Origin of the sequence: Nonomuraea sp. SBT364 (genome assembly GCF_001083785.1) — a bacterium.
Classification (GTDB): domain Bacteria; phylum Actinomycetota; class Actinomycetes; order Streptosporangiales; family Streptosporangiaceae; genus Nonomuraea.
This window is the reverse complement of record NZ_LAVL01000003.1, coordinates 30,620-46,469: the sequence shown is the minus strand read 5'-3', so window position 1 is coordinate 46,469 and position 15,850 is coordinate 30,620. Positions and strand designations below refer to the sequence as shown.

General features: G+C 72.4%; 16 protein-coding genes. 8 read left to right on the top strand and 8 right to left on the bottom strand.

Annotation, left to right across the window (positions count from 1 at the left end):
• Positions 1-31: 31 nt before the first annotated feature.
• Positions 32-310 (bottom strand): hypothetical protein, encoded by a 279-nt coding sequence (locus ADY59_RS02590; protein ID WP_049557100.1) that lies wholly within the window; start codon positions 308-310, stop codon positions 32-34.
• A gap of 139 nt (positions 311-449) precedes the next feature.
• Here ADY59_RS02590 and ADY59_RS02585 point away from each other — a divergent pair, with 139 nt between their 5' ends.
• Together ADY59_RS02585 and ADY59_RS02580 are read left to right on the top strand one after the other, a co-directional pair.
• Complete coding sequence (locus ADY59_RS02585) at positions 450-1,013, top strand: transcriptional regulator (RefSeq protein WP_049557098.1); 564 nt, start codon at positions 450-452, stop codon at positions 1,011-1,013.
• Positions 1,010-2,296 carry an MFS transporter gene (locus ADY59_RS02580; RefSeq protein ID WP_049557096.1) on the top strand — a complete coding sequence of 429 codons (1,287 nt, stop codon included), beginning with the start codon at positions 1,010-1,012 and terminating at the stop codon, positions 2,294-2,296. The genes ADY59_RS02585 and ADY59_RS02580 overlap by 4 nt, the downstream gene beginning before the upstream one ends.
• On the opposite strand, the gene ADY59_RS02575 is transcribed toward ADY59_RS02580, so the two are convergent.
• Positions 2,293-2,703, bottom strand: coding sequence for a cytidine deaminase family protein (locus ADY59_RS02575; RefSeq protein ID WP_049557094.1), 411 nt, complete (start codon positions 2,701-2,703; stop codon positions 2,293-2,295). The genes ADY59_RS02580 and ADY59_RS02575 overlap by 4 nt on opposite strands.
• 140 nt (positions 2,704-2,843) lie before the next feature.
• Between ADY59_RS02575 and ADY59_RS02570 the strand changes: the two genes are divergently transcribed.
• The 3 genes from ADY59_RS02570 (at position 2,844) to ADY59_RS02560 (ending at position 5,459) form a co-directional block, all read left to right on the top strand.
• A complete protein-coding gene (locus ADY59_RS02570; protein ID WP_049557092.1) occupies positions 2,844-3,989 on the top strand; it encodes a sensor histidine kinase in 1,146 nt (381 codons plus the stop codon).
• Positions 3,986-4,627 (top strand): response regulator, encoded by a 642-nt coding sequence (locus ADY59_RS02565; protein ID WP_049557090.1) that lies wholly within the window; start codon positions 3,986-3,988, stop codon positions 4,625-4,627. Before ADY59_RS02570 ends, ADY59_RS02565 begins: the two co-directional genes overlap by 4 nt.
• Positions 4,628-5,081: 454 nt before the next feature.
• Positions 5,082-5,459, top strand: a complete 378-nt coding sequence (locus ADY59_RS02560; protein ID WP_049557088.1) for a MerR family transcriptional regulator — start codon at positions 5,082-5,084, stop codon at positions 5,457-5,459.
• Positions 5,460-5,501: 42 nt separating this feature from the next.
• On the opposite strand, the gene ADY59_RS02555 is transcribed toward ADY59_RS02560, so the two are convergent.
• Genes ADY59_RS02555 through ADY59_RS02540 form a run of 4 tightly spaced genes read right to left on the bottom strand, consistent with a single transcriptional unit; the run spans position 5,502 to position 9,713 of the window.
• Positions 5,502-6,242: an amino acid ABC transporter ATP-binding protein gene (locus tag ADY59_RS02555; RefSeq protein ID WP_049557300.1), complete on the bottom strand. Its 741-nt coding sequence runs from the start codon at positions 6,240-6,242 to the stop codon at positions 5,502-5,504.
• A gap of 29 nt (positions 6,243-6,271) precedes the next feature.
• Positions 6,272-7,180 carry an amino acid ABC transporter permease gene (locus ADY59_RS02550; protein WP_231618499.1) on the bottom strand — a complete coding sequence of 303 codons (909 nt, stop codon included), beginning with the start codon at positions 7,178-7,180 and terminating at the stop codon, positions 6,272-6,274.
• Between the two features lies 1 nt (position 7,181).
• The gene (locus ADY59_RS02545; protein ID WP_049557087.1) at positions 7,182-8,132 is read right to left on the bottom strand and encodes an ABC transporter substrate-binding protein; all 951 of its coding nucleotides are present in this window, start codon (positions 8,130-8,132) and stop codon (positions 7,182-7,184) included.
• A 12-nt stretch (positions 8,133-8,144) separates the two neighbouring features.
• Positions 8,145-9,713 (bottom strand): amidohydrolase, encoded by a 1,569-nt coding sequence (locus tag ADY59_RS02540; RefSeq protein WP_049557085.1) that lies wholly within the window; start codon positions 9,711-9,713, stop codon positions 8,145-8,147.
• Positions 9,714-9,826: 113 nt separating this feature from the next.
• On the opposite strand from ADY59_RS02540, the gene ADY59_RS02535 reads away from it, so the two are divergent.
• Both ADY59_RS02535 and ADY59_RS02530 read left to right on the top strand, forming a co-directional pair.
• Positions 9,827-10,702, top strand: a complete 876-nt coding sequence (locus ADY59_RS02535; RefSeq protein ID WP_049557083.1) for a LysR family transcriptional regulator — start codon at positions 9,827-9,829, stop codon at positions 10,700-10,702.
• A gap of 41 nt (positions 10,703-10,743) precedes the next feature.
• On the top strand, positions 10,744-11,919 hold the full coding sequence (locus ADY59_RS02530; RefSeq protein ID WP_049557082.1) for an amidase: 1,176 nt from the start codon (positions 10,744-10,746) through the stop codon (positions 11,917-11,919).
• Positions 11,920-11,924: 5 nt separating this feature from the next.
• Here the strand turns inward: ADY59_RS02530 and ADY59_RS02525 are convergent, their stop codons facing one another.
• On the bottom strand, positions 11,925-12,953 hold the full coding sequence (locus ADY59_RS02525) for an Lrp/AsnC family transcriptional regulator (protein ID WP_049557080.1): 1,029 nt from the start codon (positions 12,951-12,953) through the stop codon (positions 11,925-11,927).
• Positions 12,954-13,061: 108 nt separating this feature from the next.
• Here ADY59_RS02525 and ADY59_RS02520 point away from each other — a divergent pair, with 108 nt between their 5' ends.
• A complete protein-coding gene (locus ADY59_RS02520; RefSeq protein ID WP_197093398.1) occupies positions 13,062-13,781 on the top strand; it encodes an aspartate/glutamate racemase family protein in 720 nt (239 codons plus the stop codon).
• 2 nt (positions 13,782-13,783) lie between these two features.
• Here ADY59_RS02520 and ADY59_RS02515 read toward each other — a convergent pair whose 3' ends face one another.
• Positions 13,784-15,574, bottom strand: a complete 1,791-nt coding sequence (locus ADY59_RS02515; RefSeq protein ID WP_156325251.1) for a hypothetical protein — start codon at positions 15,572-15,574, stop codon at positions 13,784-13,786.
• Positions 15,575-15,850 lie beyond the last annotated feature (276 nt).

Genomic DNA, 15,850 nt, shown 5'->3' with positions numbered 1-15,850 from the left:
GCAGAGTATCCGGAATCGATCGACCCAGGGATCAAATAGAGCTGATCGCAGAGGCTTCGCCGTCCGCGTCCTGGCTGAACGCGATCACCAGGTAGCGGCCGTTGGCGTAGCTGACGACGGGCCGCCCGAGCGTCTCACCGACCCGGCGGGCGACCGACTGGAACAGTTCCACCAGCTCGGGCGTGTCGGCGCTCACCCTGAACCGCCCCTGCGTGACGAGGTGCTCGGCGACCAGGGGGACGAAGTTCGCCGCACCCCGGGCTCTTTCGTCCGCGCTGAGCGGGGTGCGGCGGAACGCGGGCTGCGTCATCACGGGTCTCCTCACGATCGACCGCCTCCCAGGATGCCACCCCCTCGACCCGCGCGGCCGTCCGAGCCGGAGGCCCTCCCCCGCGCCACAAACACAAGAGTTGTTGCACAAGAGCTGTTGTGCATCTATCGTGAGACGCATGGATGACTCCATCACCGACTCCCGGGTGCTCGCCGCGATGGCGCACCCGGCCCGCAGGCGACTGCTCGACCTGCTCAAACTGCACGGCCCCGCCACCGCGAGCATGCTCGCCCAGCACACCGGCGAGGCGGTCGGCAACGTCAGCCATCACCTGCGCGCCCTGGCCACCGCCGGGCTGATCACCGAGGCGCCCGAGCTGGCCAAGGACCGGCGCGAGCGCTGGTGGCGGCGGACCACGCGCACCCTGCGCTGGTCCTCCGCCGACTTCGCGCAGGACGCCGCCGGGGACGCGGTCGCCCGCGCCCTGGAGTCGCTCAACCTCGAACGGCAGACCGGGCACGTACGCCGCTGGGCCGACCAGCCCCAGTCCGAGCAGGAACGCTGGCCACGGGGCCCGTTCTCCACCGAGACGTGGCTGCGCGTGACCGACGAGGAGCTGGCCCGGTTCGCCGCCGAGATCATCGAGGTGATGGACAGATGGTCCACCCGCGAGATCCCCGACGACGGCCGGGAGCGCGCCACCGTCTTCACCTTCGCCCGCGGCGTCCCGGGCCGGCCATGACCACGACCGACGTCCGCCCGCCCCGCTTCGGCCTGCTGCGCGAGCACGACTTCCGGATGTTGTGGATCGGCGAGAGCGCCAGCAGCCTGGGCAGCTCCGTCACCAGCGTCGCGCTGCCGCTGGTCGCGGTGACACTGCTGGACGCTTCCGCGTTCGCCGTCAGTGTGCTGGCGGCGGCGGCCTGGCTGCCGTGGCTGCTCATCGGCCTGCCCGCGGGCGCGTGGGTGGACCGGCTCCCCCGGCGCAGGGTGATGCTGACCGCCGACTGGGTGTCGATGGCCGCCTTCCTCAGCGTGCCCGCCGCCGCCCTCCTGGGCGTCCTGACCGTCGCGCAGCTCGTCGTCGTCGCCCTCGCGGCGGGCACGGCCAAGGTGTTCTTCGCCACCGCCTACCGGGCCTACCTGCCGTCCCTGGTCCGCGGCCCCGACCTGCTGGAGGCCAATGTCAAGCTGCAGGGCAGCGAGCAGGTGGCCAACCTGGCCGGTCCGGGCATCGCCGGGCTGCTCGCCCAGCTCTTCTCCGCCGTGGGCGCGCTGCTCGTGGACGCCGCCAGCTTCGCCGTGTCCGCCCTGTGCCTGATGCGCGTCAAGCACACCGAGACGATCGAGCCCCGCCCCCGGCGCCGGTTACGCGCCGAGATCCGCGACGGCCTGCGCACGGTGACCGGCGACCCGCTGCTGCGCGGCAACATGCTCTACGGCTGCAGCGCGAACCTGGCGCTGACCGGCTACCAGTCCCTGCTCGTCCTGTTCCTGGTCGGCGACCTGGGGCTGGCCCCCGGCACGACCGGCCTGCTCATCGCCGCCACCAGCGTGGGCGGCGTCATCGGCGCCTTCGCCGCCCGCCCCCTGGCGGCACGGCTGGGCACCGCGCGGGCGGTCCTGCTGGGCAGGACCTGCCTGGCGCCGGCGGGCCTGCTGATCGCCTGCGCCGACCAGGGCCTCGGGCTGGCGCTGTACGTGACGGGCAGCATCGTCATCGTCGGCGGCGTCGTCGTCGCCAACGTCATCTTCTCCGGCTTCGTGCAGTCGTACGTGCCCTCCGCGCTGATGGGCCGGGTGACCACCTGTGTGCAGGTGGTCAACTTCGGCGCCATCCCGCTCGGCGCCCTGCTGGCCGGGGCGCTGGCCACCGCGTTCACCGTACGGACGGCGCTGTGGGTGATGCTCGGCCTGTTCGCGCTGAGCGGGCTGATCCTGCTGGCCACCCCGATCCGCCGCCTCCGCGACCTCCCCACCCACCGCATGACCGATCGATCACTCGCGCCGGCCACCGTGCCCTAGTCGAGCGGCTGCGGCCATTCGGCGAACGGCAGCAACTCCCGGAGCGGCACGGCCCGCTGCCGGTCGAGCACCACCTCGGTGTCCAGGTTGTCCGGATCGATCTCGCGGATGAACTGCCGGCAACGACCACACGGCGGCAGCACGTGCAGGGCGCCCTCGTCGTTCCGCCACACCGCGACGATCTTGGCGATGCGGTACTCGCGTCCCGTGACCATGGCGGCGATGGCCGCGTGTTCGGCGCAGAACCCCATGCCGCACGGGGTGTCGATGCACACGCCCGAGTAGCGGTTGCCCGTGTCGGTGACCAGCGTGGACGCCACGTCGCCGAAGAGACGGCCATTCACCTTGTGCGGATTGAGCACCGCTTGAGCGGCGTCGATCAGTTCGTCATTGGATACGAAGCTCATGGCTGGGAAGCTACGGGCGACACCCGGCGCCTGACCACCGGTTTTCCGGCACGACACGGGGCGGAAGCACGGTTCCGGCCAGACGGAATCGTCCTTTCGGCCGGTTCGGCGGAGGGTGCCGGCGGCCTACTCTGAGGCGCGTGAACGGCCGGAATCGACGGGACGAGCATGCGCGGACGGCGGCCGGGGCCGGGCTCGGAGCCGGGTTCGCCGGCCTGCTGGCCTTCTGGGCCCATCAGGTCGCCGGCAGCTGGGGCGACGGCTACTGGGTGTTCGGCTGCGTGGCCGGGGCGATCGTGTGCGGGCTCGCCCTGGCGCGCCGCCGGGACCGGAAGTGGGCCGCGGTCTCCGGGTTCGCCGTCGCGGTGACCGCCGTCCTGGCCTCCCGGTTCGCCGGCCTGCCCGCCGAGCCGGGCCCGGCCATGGCGCTGGCCCTGTCGGTGCTGGTCGGGTCGGCGGTCAGGACACTCCCGGTCCGCCAGGCGGCCGCCGTCGCGGCGGGCGGGCTGGCGGTGGCCTCCTGCAGCCTGCTCACCGCCCACCAGCCCGCCTCCCTCCCGCCCGTGCTGGTGCTGAACCTCGGCGCATGGCTCGCCGGGGTCGCGTACGGGCTCGGCTGCCGGCGGCTGGCCGCCCGCCGCCACGCGCTGGCCGAGGACGTACGCCGCCACGAGCGCCTCCAGCTCGCCCGCGAGCTGCACGACGTCGTCGCCCACCACGTCACCGGGATCGTGCTCCAGGCCCAGGCCGCCCAGGTCCTCGCCCGTAAGCGGCCGGACCGGCTGGGCGGCTCCCTGTCCGGCATCGAGACCGCGGGCTCCGACGCGCTCGCGGCCACCCGCCGCCTCGTCGGCCTGCTGCGCGAGGCCGCCCCGCCCACGCCGCCGCGCGAAAGCCTCGCCGCCCTGGTCGGCCGCTTCGACGGACCCGCCGTACGCCTGCGCCTGCCCGACGACGAGCCGTCCTGGCCGCCGGAGGTGAGCAGCACCGTCTACCGCGTGGTCCAGGAATCGCTGACGAACGTCTCCCGCCACGCCCCGCACGCCCGCCACGTCGACGTCACCGTCGCCCGCGAGGGCGACACGCTCACCGTGGAAATCTCGAACGACGCCGCACCGGTGCCGGCCCGACGCCCCCGCCGCGGCGGCTACGGCCTGCTCGGCATGCGCGAACGCCTCGACGCCCTGGGCGGCACGCTGCACGCCGGCCCACGCCCGGAGCCGGGCGGCTGGTCCGTCCGCGCCACCCTGCCCCTGCCCCTGCACGCACTCGCGGAGCGCCCATGACCGTCAGCGTCCTGCTGGCCGACGACCAGGCGATGGTACGCGCCAGCCTGCGCGTCATCCTGGAGGACCAGCCGGGCATCGAGGTCGTCGCCGAGGCCGCCGACGGCGACGAGGCCGTCACCCTGGCCCGGCGGCTGCGCCCGGACGTGTGCCTGGTCGACGTCCAGATGCCCGGCCGCAACGGCATCGAGGTCACCCGCGCGCTGGCCGGTCCCGGCGTGCCCGCTCCCCTGCGGGTGGTCGTGGTCACCACGTTCGACCTGGACGAGTACGTGCACGGCGCGCTCCGCGGCGGCGCCGTCGGCTTCGTACTCAAGGACGCCGGGCCGGACCTGCTGGTGGAGGCCGTGCGGGCGGCGCACGCCGGGGACGCGCTCATCTCCCCGTCGATCACCCTGCGACTGCTGCGCCACCTGGCGCCCGCCGCCACCCGCCGCCCCGGGCAGCCGCTGTCGGAACGGGAGACCGAGATCGTCCGCGCGGTCGCCAGAGGCCGCACCAACCAGGAGATCGCCGCGGCCCTCTCCATCTCCCTCAGCACGGTCAAGGGCCACGTATCGACCATCCTGACCAAGCTCGGCGTCCGCAACCGCGTCGAGATCGCCGCCTGGGCCTGGGAGAACGGCCTCATGGCCTGACCCCCCGCAGCACCGGCAGCCCCATTGGGCCACCGCACCTGGGCGTGCGCCGGGGACTCCGCGGGCAGCTCCACGGCCAGCTCCCAGGCGCCGTTGTGCGAGCTCCTGTTCACCCAGGCCGGAATCCGCCCCGCATGGGCCCACCCTCGGGGGTTCAGCACCCGCAGCGCGACGAACCCCGCACGCCAGGCCCGATCGTCGGCCGACCCCTGCCAGCGCGCCGCCACTTCACGGGCCCGATGCTCGAACACCACGCCCGAGTCCTGCTGGAACCACCCCGCAGGAGGACACCAGCCCCGCCAGGGCCGAGCACACGATCATCCGCCGCACAAGTCCGGCCACAAGCTCGCATTCGACCAGCCGGCTCACCCGATGGCAAGGGCTTCGCGCTCCCTGCGATAATCGAGGCCGGAAAGGCGTCACATCGATGTGAAGGTCAAGCGGAGGGAGCCGGATGCGGATCGGCGACCTGGCCCAGGAGACCGGGGTGAACCGGCGGCTGCTGCGCTACTACGAGGAGCAGGGGCTCCTCAGGCCGGTCCGCCTGGACAACGGCTATCGCGAGTACGGCGAGGCGGACGTCGCGACGGTGCGCCACATTCGCGCCCTGCTGGCCGCCGGGCTCTCCACCGCGATCATCGCCCGGGTGCTGCACTGCGTGCACGGGAAGGACGACCTGATCGTGCCGCCCCGCTGCCCCACCTTCATCGCCGACCTGCGCCGCGAACGCGCCCAGATCACCACGACGATCGCGCAGCTCCAGAGTTCGCAGGGAATCCTGGACGCGATCCTCGACGCGGCGCTGCGCCAGGAACCCGAGCCCGCTCCCTGAAACTCGGGGCGGGCGGCCAGGCCCGGCCCGCCCGCCCGCCGTTCAACCGCCGGGGCCGCGCACGCTGGACAGGAACGCCTTGGTCCGCTCGTGCGCCGGGTTGGCCAGGAGTTCGGCGGGATGGCCCCGCTCGACGACCACGCCGTCGGCGAAGAACGTCAGCCGGTCGCCGACCTCGCGGGCGAAGGCGATCTCGTGGGTCACCACGACCATGGTCATCCCGTCGGCGGCCAGGCCCCGCATGACCTCCAGCACCTCGTCGACCAGCTCGGGGTCCAGCGCCGAGGTGGGCTCGTCGAACAGCATGAGGGCCGGGTTCATCGCCAGCGCCCTGGCGATGGCGACCCGCTGCTGCTGGCCGCCGGAGAGCTGGTGGGGCCGCTTGTGCGCGTGGTCGGCCAGGCCGACCCGGTCCAGGAGCTCCATCGCCAGCGCGTTCGCCTTGTCCTTGGACGTGCCCAGGACGTGGACGGGCCCGCAGGCGACGTTGTCCATGGCGCTGTGGTGGGCGAACAGGTTGAAACGCTGGAACACCATGCCGATGTTCTTACGGAAGGCCGCGTACTCCTTGGGTGACCAGGGGTGATACCTGCCGTCGCGGAGCGAGTGGCCCACCTCCTCACCCAGCACCCGCAGACTGCCGCCGAGCACCGGCTCCAGCCCGTTGACGCACCGCAGGAACGTGGACTTGCCCGACCCCGAGGGGCCGATGACGCAGCTCACCTCGCCGGCGGCGACCTCGAAGTCCACGCCGTTGAGCACCTGGACGTCCCCGTAGCTCATCCGCACGCCGGTGGCGCGCACGACCGGGCTCACGCGGGGACCTTCGGCAGGACCTTGGCGGCCACCCCGCCCCGGCGGACCAGGCGGACGGCGTCGGACCCGAAGCGGCGCTCCAGCCTGCCCTGCAGGAAGGTGGCCACCGTGGTCAGGAGCAGGTACCAGAAGCTCGCCACGATCAGCAGCTCCATGATCATGTTGTTGGACTTGTAGATCTGGCTCGCGTTGGTCATCAGGTCGTGCCCCGCGACGACGTAGACGAGCGAGGTGGTCTTGAGCATGGAGATGAACTCGTTGCCCGTCGGCGGGATGATGATGCGCAGCGCCTGCGGCAGCACGATCACCCGCATGCGCCTGGCCGGTGTCATGCCCAGCGCGTAGGCCGCCTCGGTCTGGCCCTGGTCGACGGCCTGGATGCCGGCGCGTACGGTCTCGGCGAAGTAGGCGGCCAGGTTCAGCCCGAGGCCCAGCATGGCGGCGGTGAAGCCGGTCATCACCTGGTTGGTGTCCCACATCAGGCCGATCGAGGTGAACGGGATCTTGATCACCAGGGCCGGGAACAGGAACGCCAGGTTGTACCAGAAGATGAGCTGGACCAGCACGGGCGTGCCGCGGAAGAACCAGATGTAGAGCGTCGCCAGCCGGGTCAGCACCGGGTTGTGCGCCAGCCGCATCACCGCGATCAGCACGCCGAGCACCAGTCCGAGGATCGTGGCCAGCACCGAGAGCTCGATGGTGACCCAGACGCCCGCCAGGATCCGCTCGTTGAACAGGTAGGTGGCGACCGCGCCCCAGTCGAGGCGCGGGTTGACGACGAGCAGGAAGAGCAGCCAGCCGAAGATCGCGAGCGCGGCCACGGCGGAGAGCGTGCGGCCCCAGTGGCGGGTGCGGGCGACGGGGATCATCGTCCCCGAAGGGCCGGCGATCGGTTCGGTGCGCACCCTACTTCCCGCCGTTGACCACGGCCGACTGGACCGCGAGCTTGTCCAGGTTCCAGGCCGCGAGGAGCTTGCCGTACTCACCGCTCTTGATCAGGGAGTCGAGCGCGCCCTTGACCGATTCGATGAGGGCGGTGTTGTCGGGCTTCATCCCGATCCCCCATGGGCTCTCGGTGCCTTCGAGGGCGATGGCCTCGACCTCGACCTTGGGGTCGGCGGCCTTGTAGGCGGCCACGACGTAGTCGGTGATGGTGGCCTGGGCGCGGCCGTTGATGACCTGGAGCATCGCCTCGGTGTCGCCGGGGAACTTCAGGATGTTCAGCGCCTGCTTGCCGCCGGACTCGCAGTCGGCGTCGTACTTCTCGGCGAGCTCCAGCGACGAGCCGTTGTCCACGACGGACACGGTCTTGCCGCACAGGTCGGCCGGGCCCGCGACCCCGGCCGGGTTGCCCTTCTTGACCAGCATGCCGGAGCCTGCCTGCACGTAGTCGACGAAGGTGATCTTCGCCTGGCGCTCGGGGTTGTCGGTCATGGAGGAGATCACGAAGTCGTAGCGGCCGGTGAGCACGCCGGGGATCTGGGAGTTGAACTCCTCGTCGGTGAGCGTGTACTTCACACCGAGCTTCCTGGCGATGGCCCTGGCCAGTGCGGGGTCGAAGCCGATGGCCGTCTTGCCGTCGCTCGCCCACAGCTCCATGGGCGGGTAGCCGATCGAGGAGACGACCTTCAGGCCGCCGGACTTCACGCTCGCGGGCACCTTGGCCGCGAGGTCCTTGTCCGGGGTGATGGCGTTGATGACGCCGGCCGCCTTCTCCTCGGCGGGGGCCTCGTCGAGGACGACCTCCGCCGCGGGCTCGGCGGCGGACCCGGCGGCGTCGAGTGACTGGGCTCCGCAGGCGGCGGTGGCGGCCAGCAGGGCGCCGGCGATGAGGAGGGTGGGGGTACGGGTGTTCACGGGGGTGCTCCTTCAGGGGCGCTGCCAGCGGACTTCGCCGCCGACAACGGTGGTCATGACCTTGGTGCGCAGCACCGCGGCTGGCGACTCCAGGTAGGGGTCGGTGTCCACCGCGATGAAGTCGGCGAGCATGCCGGGGACGAGGACGCCCTTGCGGTCCTGCTCCCCTGCCGCGTAGGCCGCGCCGAGGGTGTGCGCGGTGATCGCTTCGGCCATGCTCAGCCGCTGTTCCGGCTGCCATCCGCCGACGGGGGTGCCGTCCTGGCGGGTACGGGTCACCGCGGCGTACAGCGCGGCGAACGGGTCGGGGTGCTCGACAGGGGCGTCCGAGCCGAAGGCCAGCGCGACGCCGGCGTTCAGCATCCCCCGCCAGGCGTACGAGGCCAGGTCGTGCCCGGCGAGCAGCGAGTCGACCAGGTCGATGTCGCTGGTGCAGTGGACGGGCTGCATGGAGGCGACGACGCCGAGCCTGGCCATCCTGGTCAGGTCGGCCTGGCGCAGGTGCTGGGCGTGCTCGATGCGGTGGCGCGGCCCGCCGGTGCCGCCGATGGCCTCGTAGGCGTCCAGCACCAGGTGGTTGGCCCGGTCGCCGATGGCGTGCGTGGCGATGGCGATGCCCGCGTCAGCCGCCGTCCTGAACAGCTTGACCAGGTCGTCGTACGGGGTGACCGCGATGCCGAGGTTGCCCGTGTCGCCGGCGAACGCCTCGCTCATGTGGCAGGTGTGCGAGCCGAGCGCGCCGTCGCTGAAGATCTTCACCGGCCCGGTGCGGATCCAGTCGTCGCCCTGCCCGGTGCGGCGGCCCTCGGCGATGGCCGCCTCCAGGTGGACGGCCGGGATCGCCTTGTGCACGCGGATCTTGAGCTCGCCCGCGTCGCGCAGCCGCAGGTAGGCGTCGCGGCAGTCCTCACCGTCGATGTCGTGCACGCTGGTGAGGCCGAGGGAGAGAAGCTCGTCCTGGGCCAGGCGGAGTTTGTCGCTCAGGTCGCCCGAGACCATCAGGGCGCGCAGCGGGTAGGAGGCCGACTCGCGCAGGATGCCGGTGGGCTCGCCGTCGGCATCCCTGACGATCTCGCCGCCGACCGGGTCGGGGGTCGAGGCGTCGATGCCGGCCAGCCGGAGCGCCGCGGAGTTGGCCCACACGGTGTGGCCGTCGATGTTCGGCAGCGCGATCGGCAGGCCGCCGCTGACGGAGTCGAGCGCGTACCGGTCAGGCTGAGCCGGGGGGTTCCAGGTGTTGCTGTTCCATCGGCCGCCGAACAGCCAGCCGCCTGGGCGCAGCCTGGCCACGTGCTCGCCGATCATGGTCAGCGCCTCGGCCAGCGAACGCACGTCACGCAGGTCGATCGCGCCGAGGCTGTGGGCGTACTGGGCGGTGTGGATGTGCGCGTCGTAGAGGCCCGGCAGGACCGCGGCGCCCGCCAGGTCGACGAGTTCGGCGCCGTGGCCCGCGGCCTCGCGGACCTCGGCCTCGGAGCCGACGGCCACCAGGTGCTCGCCGTCCACGGCCATGGCCTGGGCCGGCGGACGGCCTTCCGCTCCGGTGTGGATGGCGGCGTTGCGGTACACACGGATGCTCAAAGTGACTCTCAAGGGGTGCTGGAGTGACGGTGAGCATCACTGTAGGAGTAGCTAAAAGAACGTGGAAGCGTTATAAACACGACATTCAGCAACCCTGAGAGCAAGGAACGCTAATGCTGAAGCCGGAACACCTGCGTACTCTGCGTGAGGTCATCCAGCTGGGCTCCTTCGCCGCCGCGGCCAATAGGCTCGGATACACCTCCTCGGCGGTCTCCCAGCAGATGGCCTCGCTGGAGAAGAAGATCGGCGTGCGGCTGTTCGAGCGCTCGGCGCACAGCGTGCTGCCGACCAGCGCGGCGGAGGTGCTGGCCAGGCATGCCGAGACCGTCCTGGTCGACATCGAGCGCATGATCGCCTCGGTGCAGGCCGTGCACCGGGGCAGCGAGCGCCAGATCAGGCTGGGGGTGTTCCCCAGCTTCGCCGACCGGCTGGCCGAGGTGCTGCGGCGGATGGAGCCGGCCGAGCTCGCCGGGGTGCGGATCTCGGTCGCCGAGCCCTCCCAGCTCATCCCCCACCTGGGCGCCGGCGGCGAGATGGACGCCGCGATCGTCTACCAGGTGGGCAACTCGGGACTGTCCTGGCCGTCGGCGCTCAGCAGACGGTGGATCGCCGAGGACCGCTACCAGCTGGTGCTGCCCGCGAGCTGGCCGGACCTGTCGCCGTACCGGGCCGAGCAGCTCGTCGACCTGCCGTGGATCATGCATCACCCGGCCAGCAGCGACGCCTCGTTCTTCGATGGCGTGTTCGCCCGCTGGGACCTGCACCCCCGGGTGGCCTGCCATTCCGACGACTTCAAGATCACGATGACGCTGATCGAGGCCGGGGTAGGGGCCGCCTTCGTCGCCGAGCTGGCCCTGGCCGGGCACGGCCCCGGCGTGGTGGTCGCCGACGTGCCCTGGCTGAACACCAGCCGCAGCATCTTCGCCCTGGTCAGGCCGGACCGCGAGACCGCCAGACTGCGGACGCTCCTGGACGCCCTGGAGGTCTGACCGCTATCAATGCCGCACCAGGCACCTTCGACAGGAGATCCATGGAACGCGCGGCGGCGATCGCCAGTTCGGCCGAGGCCATCAGGCGGCACGGCGACCACAACATCCTCATCGAGGCCGGCCCGACCCCGGTCATCGACCGCCTCGCCACGCTCGCCGAACGGCCGCGCGGCGGACCGCTCGACGGCTGGACGTTCGTGGCCAAGGACATGATCGACGTCGCCGGACTACCCACGACCAGGGGCTCGGCCCTGTACGGCACCCAGGAGGCGCTGACCACCGCGCCCTGCGTCGAGACGCTGGAGGGAGCCGGCGCGCTGCTGGTGGGCAAGGCCAACCAGCACGAGTTCGCCTGGGGCATCACCAGCGAGAACCCGCACTGGGGCGACGTGCGCAACCCGCGTCACGCCCACCTCGCCCCCGGCGGCTCCAGCGGCGGCACCGCGGCGGCGCTGGCCGCGGGCATCGCCAGGTTCGGCCTCGGCACCGACACCGGCGGCTCGGTGCGCATCCCGGCGTCCTGCTGCGGCGTGGTCGGGCTGCGCCCGAGCGCGGGCGCCGTGCCCTGCGCGGGCGTCGCGCCGCTGGCGCCGATGTTCGACGTGGTCGGCCCGATGGCCACCTCGGTCGCCGATCTCACCCGGGTGTGGGAGGTGCTCTCCGGCGCTCCCGTGGACCCCACCGGCTCGCCGGCCGGCTGGACGATCGGCGTCGCCGAAGGCTGCGCGTCGGCGGCCTCCTTCGCCGCCCTGGGCGCCGGCCTGCACGAGATCGCCCTGCCGTACGACATCCTCGGGCCCTACTGGACGATCGTCGGCGCCCAGGCCCGGCGCACGCACGAGGCGACCTACCCGAGGAACGCCGACGGCTACAGCGAGGGCGTACGCCGCAAGCTCCACGACGCCGGACGGATCGGCCACGCCGCGTACGCGGCGGCCGTCGCGGAACTGGCCGCCGCCCGGGCGCGGTTCGCGGACCTGACGGCCGGGCTCGACCTGCTGATCATGCCCACCCTCGGCGGTTCCGCACCCAGGGTGGGCTGCGACGAGGCCGCCGTCCGCGGCGAGGTCGGCAGGATCACCTCGGTGGTGTCCGCGCTGGGCCTGCCCGCGCTGGCGATCGGCGACCTGCAACTGGTCGCGGACGACGAGGCGGCGGTGCTGCGCGCGGGCCTGGCCTGGGAGGCTCTCGGCGAGCCGGTCCCGCGGCCGCGCTGAGCCCGTCAGCCGCGCGGCGTCAGGCTCCACGGATCGACGGGCACGACACCGGTGCAGCGCCCGGCGGGGTCGAGCAGCCTGCCGTACAGCTTGGTCTGGCGCAGGACGATCTGCCGGTCGGCGACGGTGACGTGCGGGAACCGCCTCTCCAGCCGCATCACCAGCGGGTGCAGGTCGGTGACCGTGTGCAGGCCGACGGTGAGCAGCATGTTGCTGCTGCCCGCCAGGGCCGCGCAGGTGCGGGTCTCCGGCCAGCCGAGCAGCGCCGTGCCCGTCTCCTCCAGCAGGCGGTCGGGCATCCGCAGCCACAGCACGGCCGAGGAGTGCCAGCCGGCGTGCGAGCGGGCCAGGTCGCAGCGGAAGTCGATGTCCCCGGTCGCGACGAGCCTGGAGAGCCTGCGCTGCACGGTCCGCTCGGAGGTGCCGACGACCGCCGCGAGCTCGGCGTACCCGGCTCTGCCGTCGGCCAGCAGGGCGTGGAAGAGCTGCCTGTCGATCCCGTCCATCCGCCGGGTGGACTCCGGCGGACCGCTCCGCCTGGCCAGCCCGGCGGCCGCCCCCTGCGGCAGCACCCGCAGCCGCCAGCGGCACGACGCCTCGAAGACGCGCGTCGCGAGGTGGGTACGCACCTTCGCGACGCCCGGCACCCTCGGCAGGTCGGTGAGCAGGTAGTCGGCCAGCGCCGGCATCGAGGCGGCCACGGCGATCACGAACAGGTCGTGCCCCGCGGCGACGTGCTGCACGGTGATCAGGTGCCCGGCCCCGGCCAGCGTCGCCGCGACCTCGACGGCGGCGCCCGCCGCGCAGTCGATCTCCAGGAACGCCATGCTCATCTCGTGCATCTGCCGCCTGCCGAGGGCGACGGTGGTCCACGCCTCGCCCGAGCCGGTCAGCCGCTGCCAGCGCCGCGCCGCCGTGGCCGGGTCGGAGCCGGTGGCCAGCCCGAGGTCCACCCAGCTCGCCCGCGGGTTGATCTGGAGGGCGTCGATGAGCTCCAGCTCGGCCTCCGACAGCAGTCTGCCGGAATCCGGCATCGGGCCTCCTTTGATGACTGATTGCGGCATTTTGCGGGATAAGTCACCTTATCCGGCGATCCTGTTGCCCGCGGCTGTCCATCGGCCGCGAAGGAGAGGACGCATCCCGTGACCCGGTTCCATGACCGGCAAGGCCGTCCGCCGCGCCTGGTCGGCGTCCTGGGCGGCATGGGCCCCGCCGCCACCGCCGACTTCTACGGCAAGCTCGTCGAGGAGACCCCCGCCACCGGCGACCAGAGCCACGTGCCGGTCGTCATCTGGGCCGACCCGCGCGTCCCCGACCGGTCGCTCAACCTGCTCGGCCTCGGCGAGGACCCGACCCCGCAGCTCCAGCACGGCATCCGGGCGCTCAAGCGCGCCGGGTGCGAGGTGCTGGCGGTCCCGTGCAACACCGCGCACGCCTTCGTCCCGCGCCTGGCCGACGAGGCCGGCCTCGAACTGGTGAGCATCGTGGAGGTCACCGCGGACGCGCTCGCCTCGGCGGGCGTCACCGCCGCCGGGCTGCTGGCCACCTCCGGCACCCTGCACTCCGGGCTGTACGCCGACGCGCTCGGCGAACGGGGCATCGCGGCGGTCGAACCGTCAGCCGGCGAGCAGCGGCAGGTGTCGGCGGCGATCGCGGCGGTCAAGTCCGGGGCCGTCACCGCCGGGCAGCGCGCCGCCCTGGCCGAGGTCGCGCGGTCACTCGCCGGGCGCGGCGCCGAGCGGGTGGTGGCGGCCTGCACCGAGATCGTCCTGGCGCTGGACAGCCACCGGGTGCCCGTACCCGTGCTCGACCCGGCCCGCCTCCTGGCCCGCAGGGTCGCCGCCGTCTCCCTGGCCTCCTGACCTCACCCCTTGACCGTGAAGGAATAGAGGGCGGGTACGGAACTCGGGTTGCCCGCCCGGTCGACGGAGAACACGATCAGCGTCCTGCGGCCCGCCGAGTCGGGCGTGATCGTCCCGCTCGCCGTCCCGTCGGCCCGCGCGGGCACGGTGGTCCAGACGCTCTGGTCGATCGAGTAACGGAAGCCCGTGACGTCCGGGTCACCGCCCGACGAGAACGTGAACTCCCCGGCGACACCGGGTCCGCCGCCCTCCTGCGGCGACGGCGGGTAGACGGCCGAGAAGACCACGGGCGTGGCGGGCGGGGTGCGGTCGACGCCGTACTCGCACCACGGGCTCCACTCGCCGCCGTCCCACGGGTCCTCGCCCCGGACCCGCCAGCGGTAGACACCCCCGTCGACCACCCTGGCGTCGCTGAACTCCCGCACGTCCTGCCCTCCACCACCGTAGGGACCGCTCACCGTCTCGGCCAGCCTCTCGCCGGCCAGGGTCTCCCACTGCCAGCGGATCGAGACGGGACCACCGGCCGGGTCGCGCACGGTGGCGTACACGATGGCGGACGAATCCGGCAGGTACGGCCTCTCGTCCCCCGTGACACACGGCACCTGGGCCTTCCTGCGGGATCCGACCGACAGCTCGGACGGGATGCCGGGCGGCAGGTTGTGGAGCAGCGTCAGCTCGGGGGACGGCTCGAAGACATAATGGCCGTGCGTGTCCCGCTCGTCGCGGGAACGCAGGCCGATGGTGATCTCCCGCCGCCCGGCCGTCAGGGCCTCCAGGACGGCGCCGGTGACATCGAACGTGATCGGCCCGGCCGGAGAGCAGTGCGGCAGGGAGGGGGTCCCGCCGAGCTCGCGGATCCAGCGCGCCTTGTCGTTCCAGGTGGTCTCGGCGGTGAGGCGCCCGGTCTCCCACACCTCGAACCCGCGTTCGTAGTCCAGGCACGACGACCGGGACCGCAGAGTGAGCCGGGCGCCCAGCACCCGGTTGTCCCGCAGGTCCGGCATCTCGTACCGGAAGTAGACGCGGGTCCGGTCGCCGGTGACCGGGTCGCGGCCCACCGTCGGATGGGCGCCGCCGCCCTCGTTCGGCGTGTCCGGATGATCGCGGGAGATCTGCGTCCAGGCGGCGGGCTCCAGCCGGTCCGACGCCGGCGAGCCGGGCACGTCCGGCAGCTGCGCGGGCGGCGGCGTCGTGTAGGAGACCTGCACCTGGACGCCGGTGGACAGCAGAAAACGGCCGAGCGGGTCCGCCTCGTCGACGCTGCGCACCCCGAACGACACCCGCGTGTCGCCACGCCCGAGCGCCTCGCGCAGCGACGCCGTCACGTCGAAGTGGAACGAGTCATAACCGTCATATCCGGGCGGCGGGCAGGACCACGCCCCCCCATAACCGCCGAGCCGCGTGACCCACTCAGGCTCGCGATCCCACGTCGTCCTCGCATTGATCTTCGAGGTCTGCCAGAACTCGAAGCCTGCCTCCCTCCCCTCGCAGGCCCCGTCCCGGTTCAGCCGCAGGGTCGCCTTCGTGATGTCCGCCCCGGTGTCACGGAAGCGGCGCAGGTCCAGGCGGACGAACGAGCGGTTCACCTCGCCCGTGCGCTCGTCCAGACCGACCGGCAGGTGCCAGCCGCCGTTCCAGTTCGAGACGGTGGGTTGCCGCAGGGAGGTGGACGTCCAGGCGTCGTTGGTCATCGTGGTCGCACCGGCGACCGGTGCGGCTTCGGCGCCGGCCGCGCCCGGGTGCAGCGTTCCGGCCGCCACGGCCAGCATGATCAATCCCCGGCGTAAGCGCATGTTCGTTCCCCGTCGGTGCCCCCGTGGATGTGTCACGTCGGAATATAGGGAGGCCGATCACCCGTACACGAGCCCGATTCCTGCCACAATTCGCAGTATTCGGGCCGACGCCGCTCTGTTCCGAACCTGGAAACGGGATGGGCCGCGGCGACGCAGGCTAGTGCCCCCACCGCGAGCCCGACGTTGCACACCCCGTCGTACTCCCCTCCCGGCAGCTGGAAGACGCTCGCCGATCCCCGGAGCGCGACGCAGCCGAGCGCCGCCCGCCGAGGACGT

Excerpts from the sequence above, each read along its gene's own strand:
- ADY59_RS02590 (WP_049557100.1), bottom strand. The coding sequence starts at position 310 with ATGACGCAGCCCGCGTTCCGCCGCACCCCGCTCAGCGCGGACGAAAGA.
- ADY59_RS02585 (WP_049557098.1), top strand. The coding sequence starts at position 450 with ATGGATGACTCCATCACCGACTCCCGGGTGCTCGCCGCGATGGCGCAC.
- ADY59_RS02580 (WP_049557096.1), top strand. The coding sequence starts at position 1,010 with ATGACCACGACCGACGTCCGCCCGCCCCGCTTCGGCCTGCTGCGCGAG.
- ADY59_RS02575 (WP_049557094.1), bottom strand. The coding sequence starts at position 2,703 with ATGAGCTTCGTATCCAATGACGAACTGATCGACGCCGCTCAAGCGGTG.
- ADY59_RS02565 (WP_049557090.1), top strand. The coding sequence starts at position 3,986 with ATGACCGTCAGCGTCCTGCTGGCCGACGACCAGGCGATGGTACGCGCC.
- ADY59_RS02560 (WP_049557088.1), top strand. The coding sequence starts at position 5,082 with ATGCGGATCGGCGACCTGGCCCAGGAGACCGGGGTGAACCGGCGGCTG.
- ADY59_RS02555 (WP_049557300.1), bottom strand. The coding sequence starts at position 6,242 with ATGAGCTACGGGGACGTCCAGGTGCTCAACGGCGTGGACTTCGAGGTC.
- ADY59_RS02535 (WP_049557083.1), top strand. The coding sequence starts at position 9,827 with ATGCTGAAGCCGGAACACCTGCGTACTCTGCGTGAGGTCATCCAGCTG.
- ADY59_RS02530 (WP_049557082.1), top strand. The coding sequence starts at position 10,744 with ATGGAACGCGCGGCGGCGATCGCCAGTTCGGCCGAGGCCATCAGGCGG.
- ADY59_RS02525 (WP_049557080.1), bottom strand. The coding sequence starts at position 12,953 with ATGCCGGATTCCGGCAGACTGCTGTCGGAGGCCGAGCTGGAGCTCATC.
- ADY59_RS02515 (WP_156325251.1), bottom strand. The coding sequence starts at position 15,574 with ATGCGCTTACGCCGGGGATTGATCATGCTGGCCGTGGCGGCCGGAACG.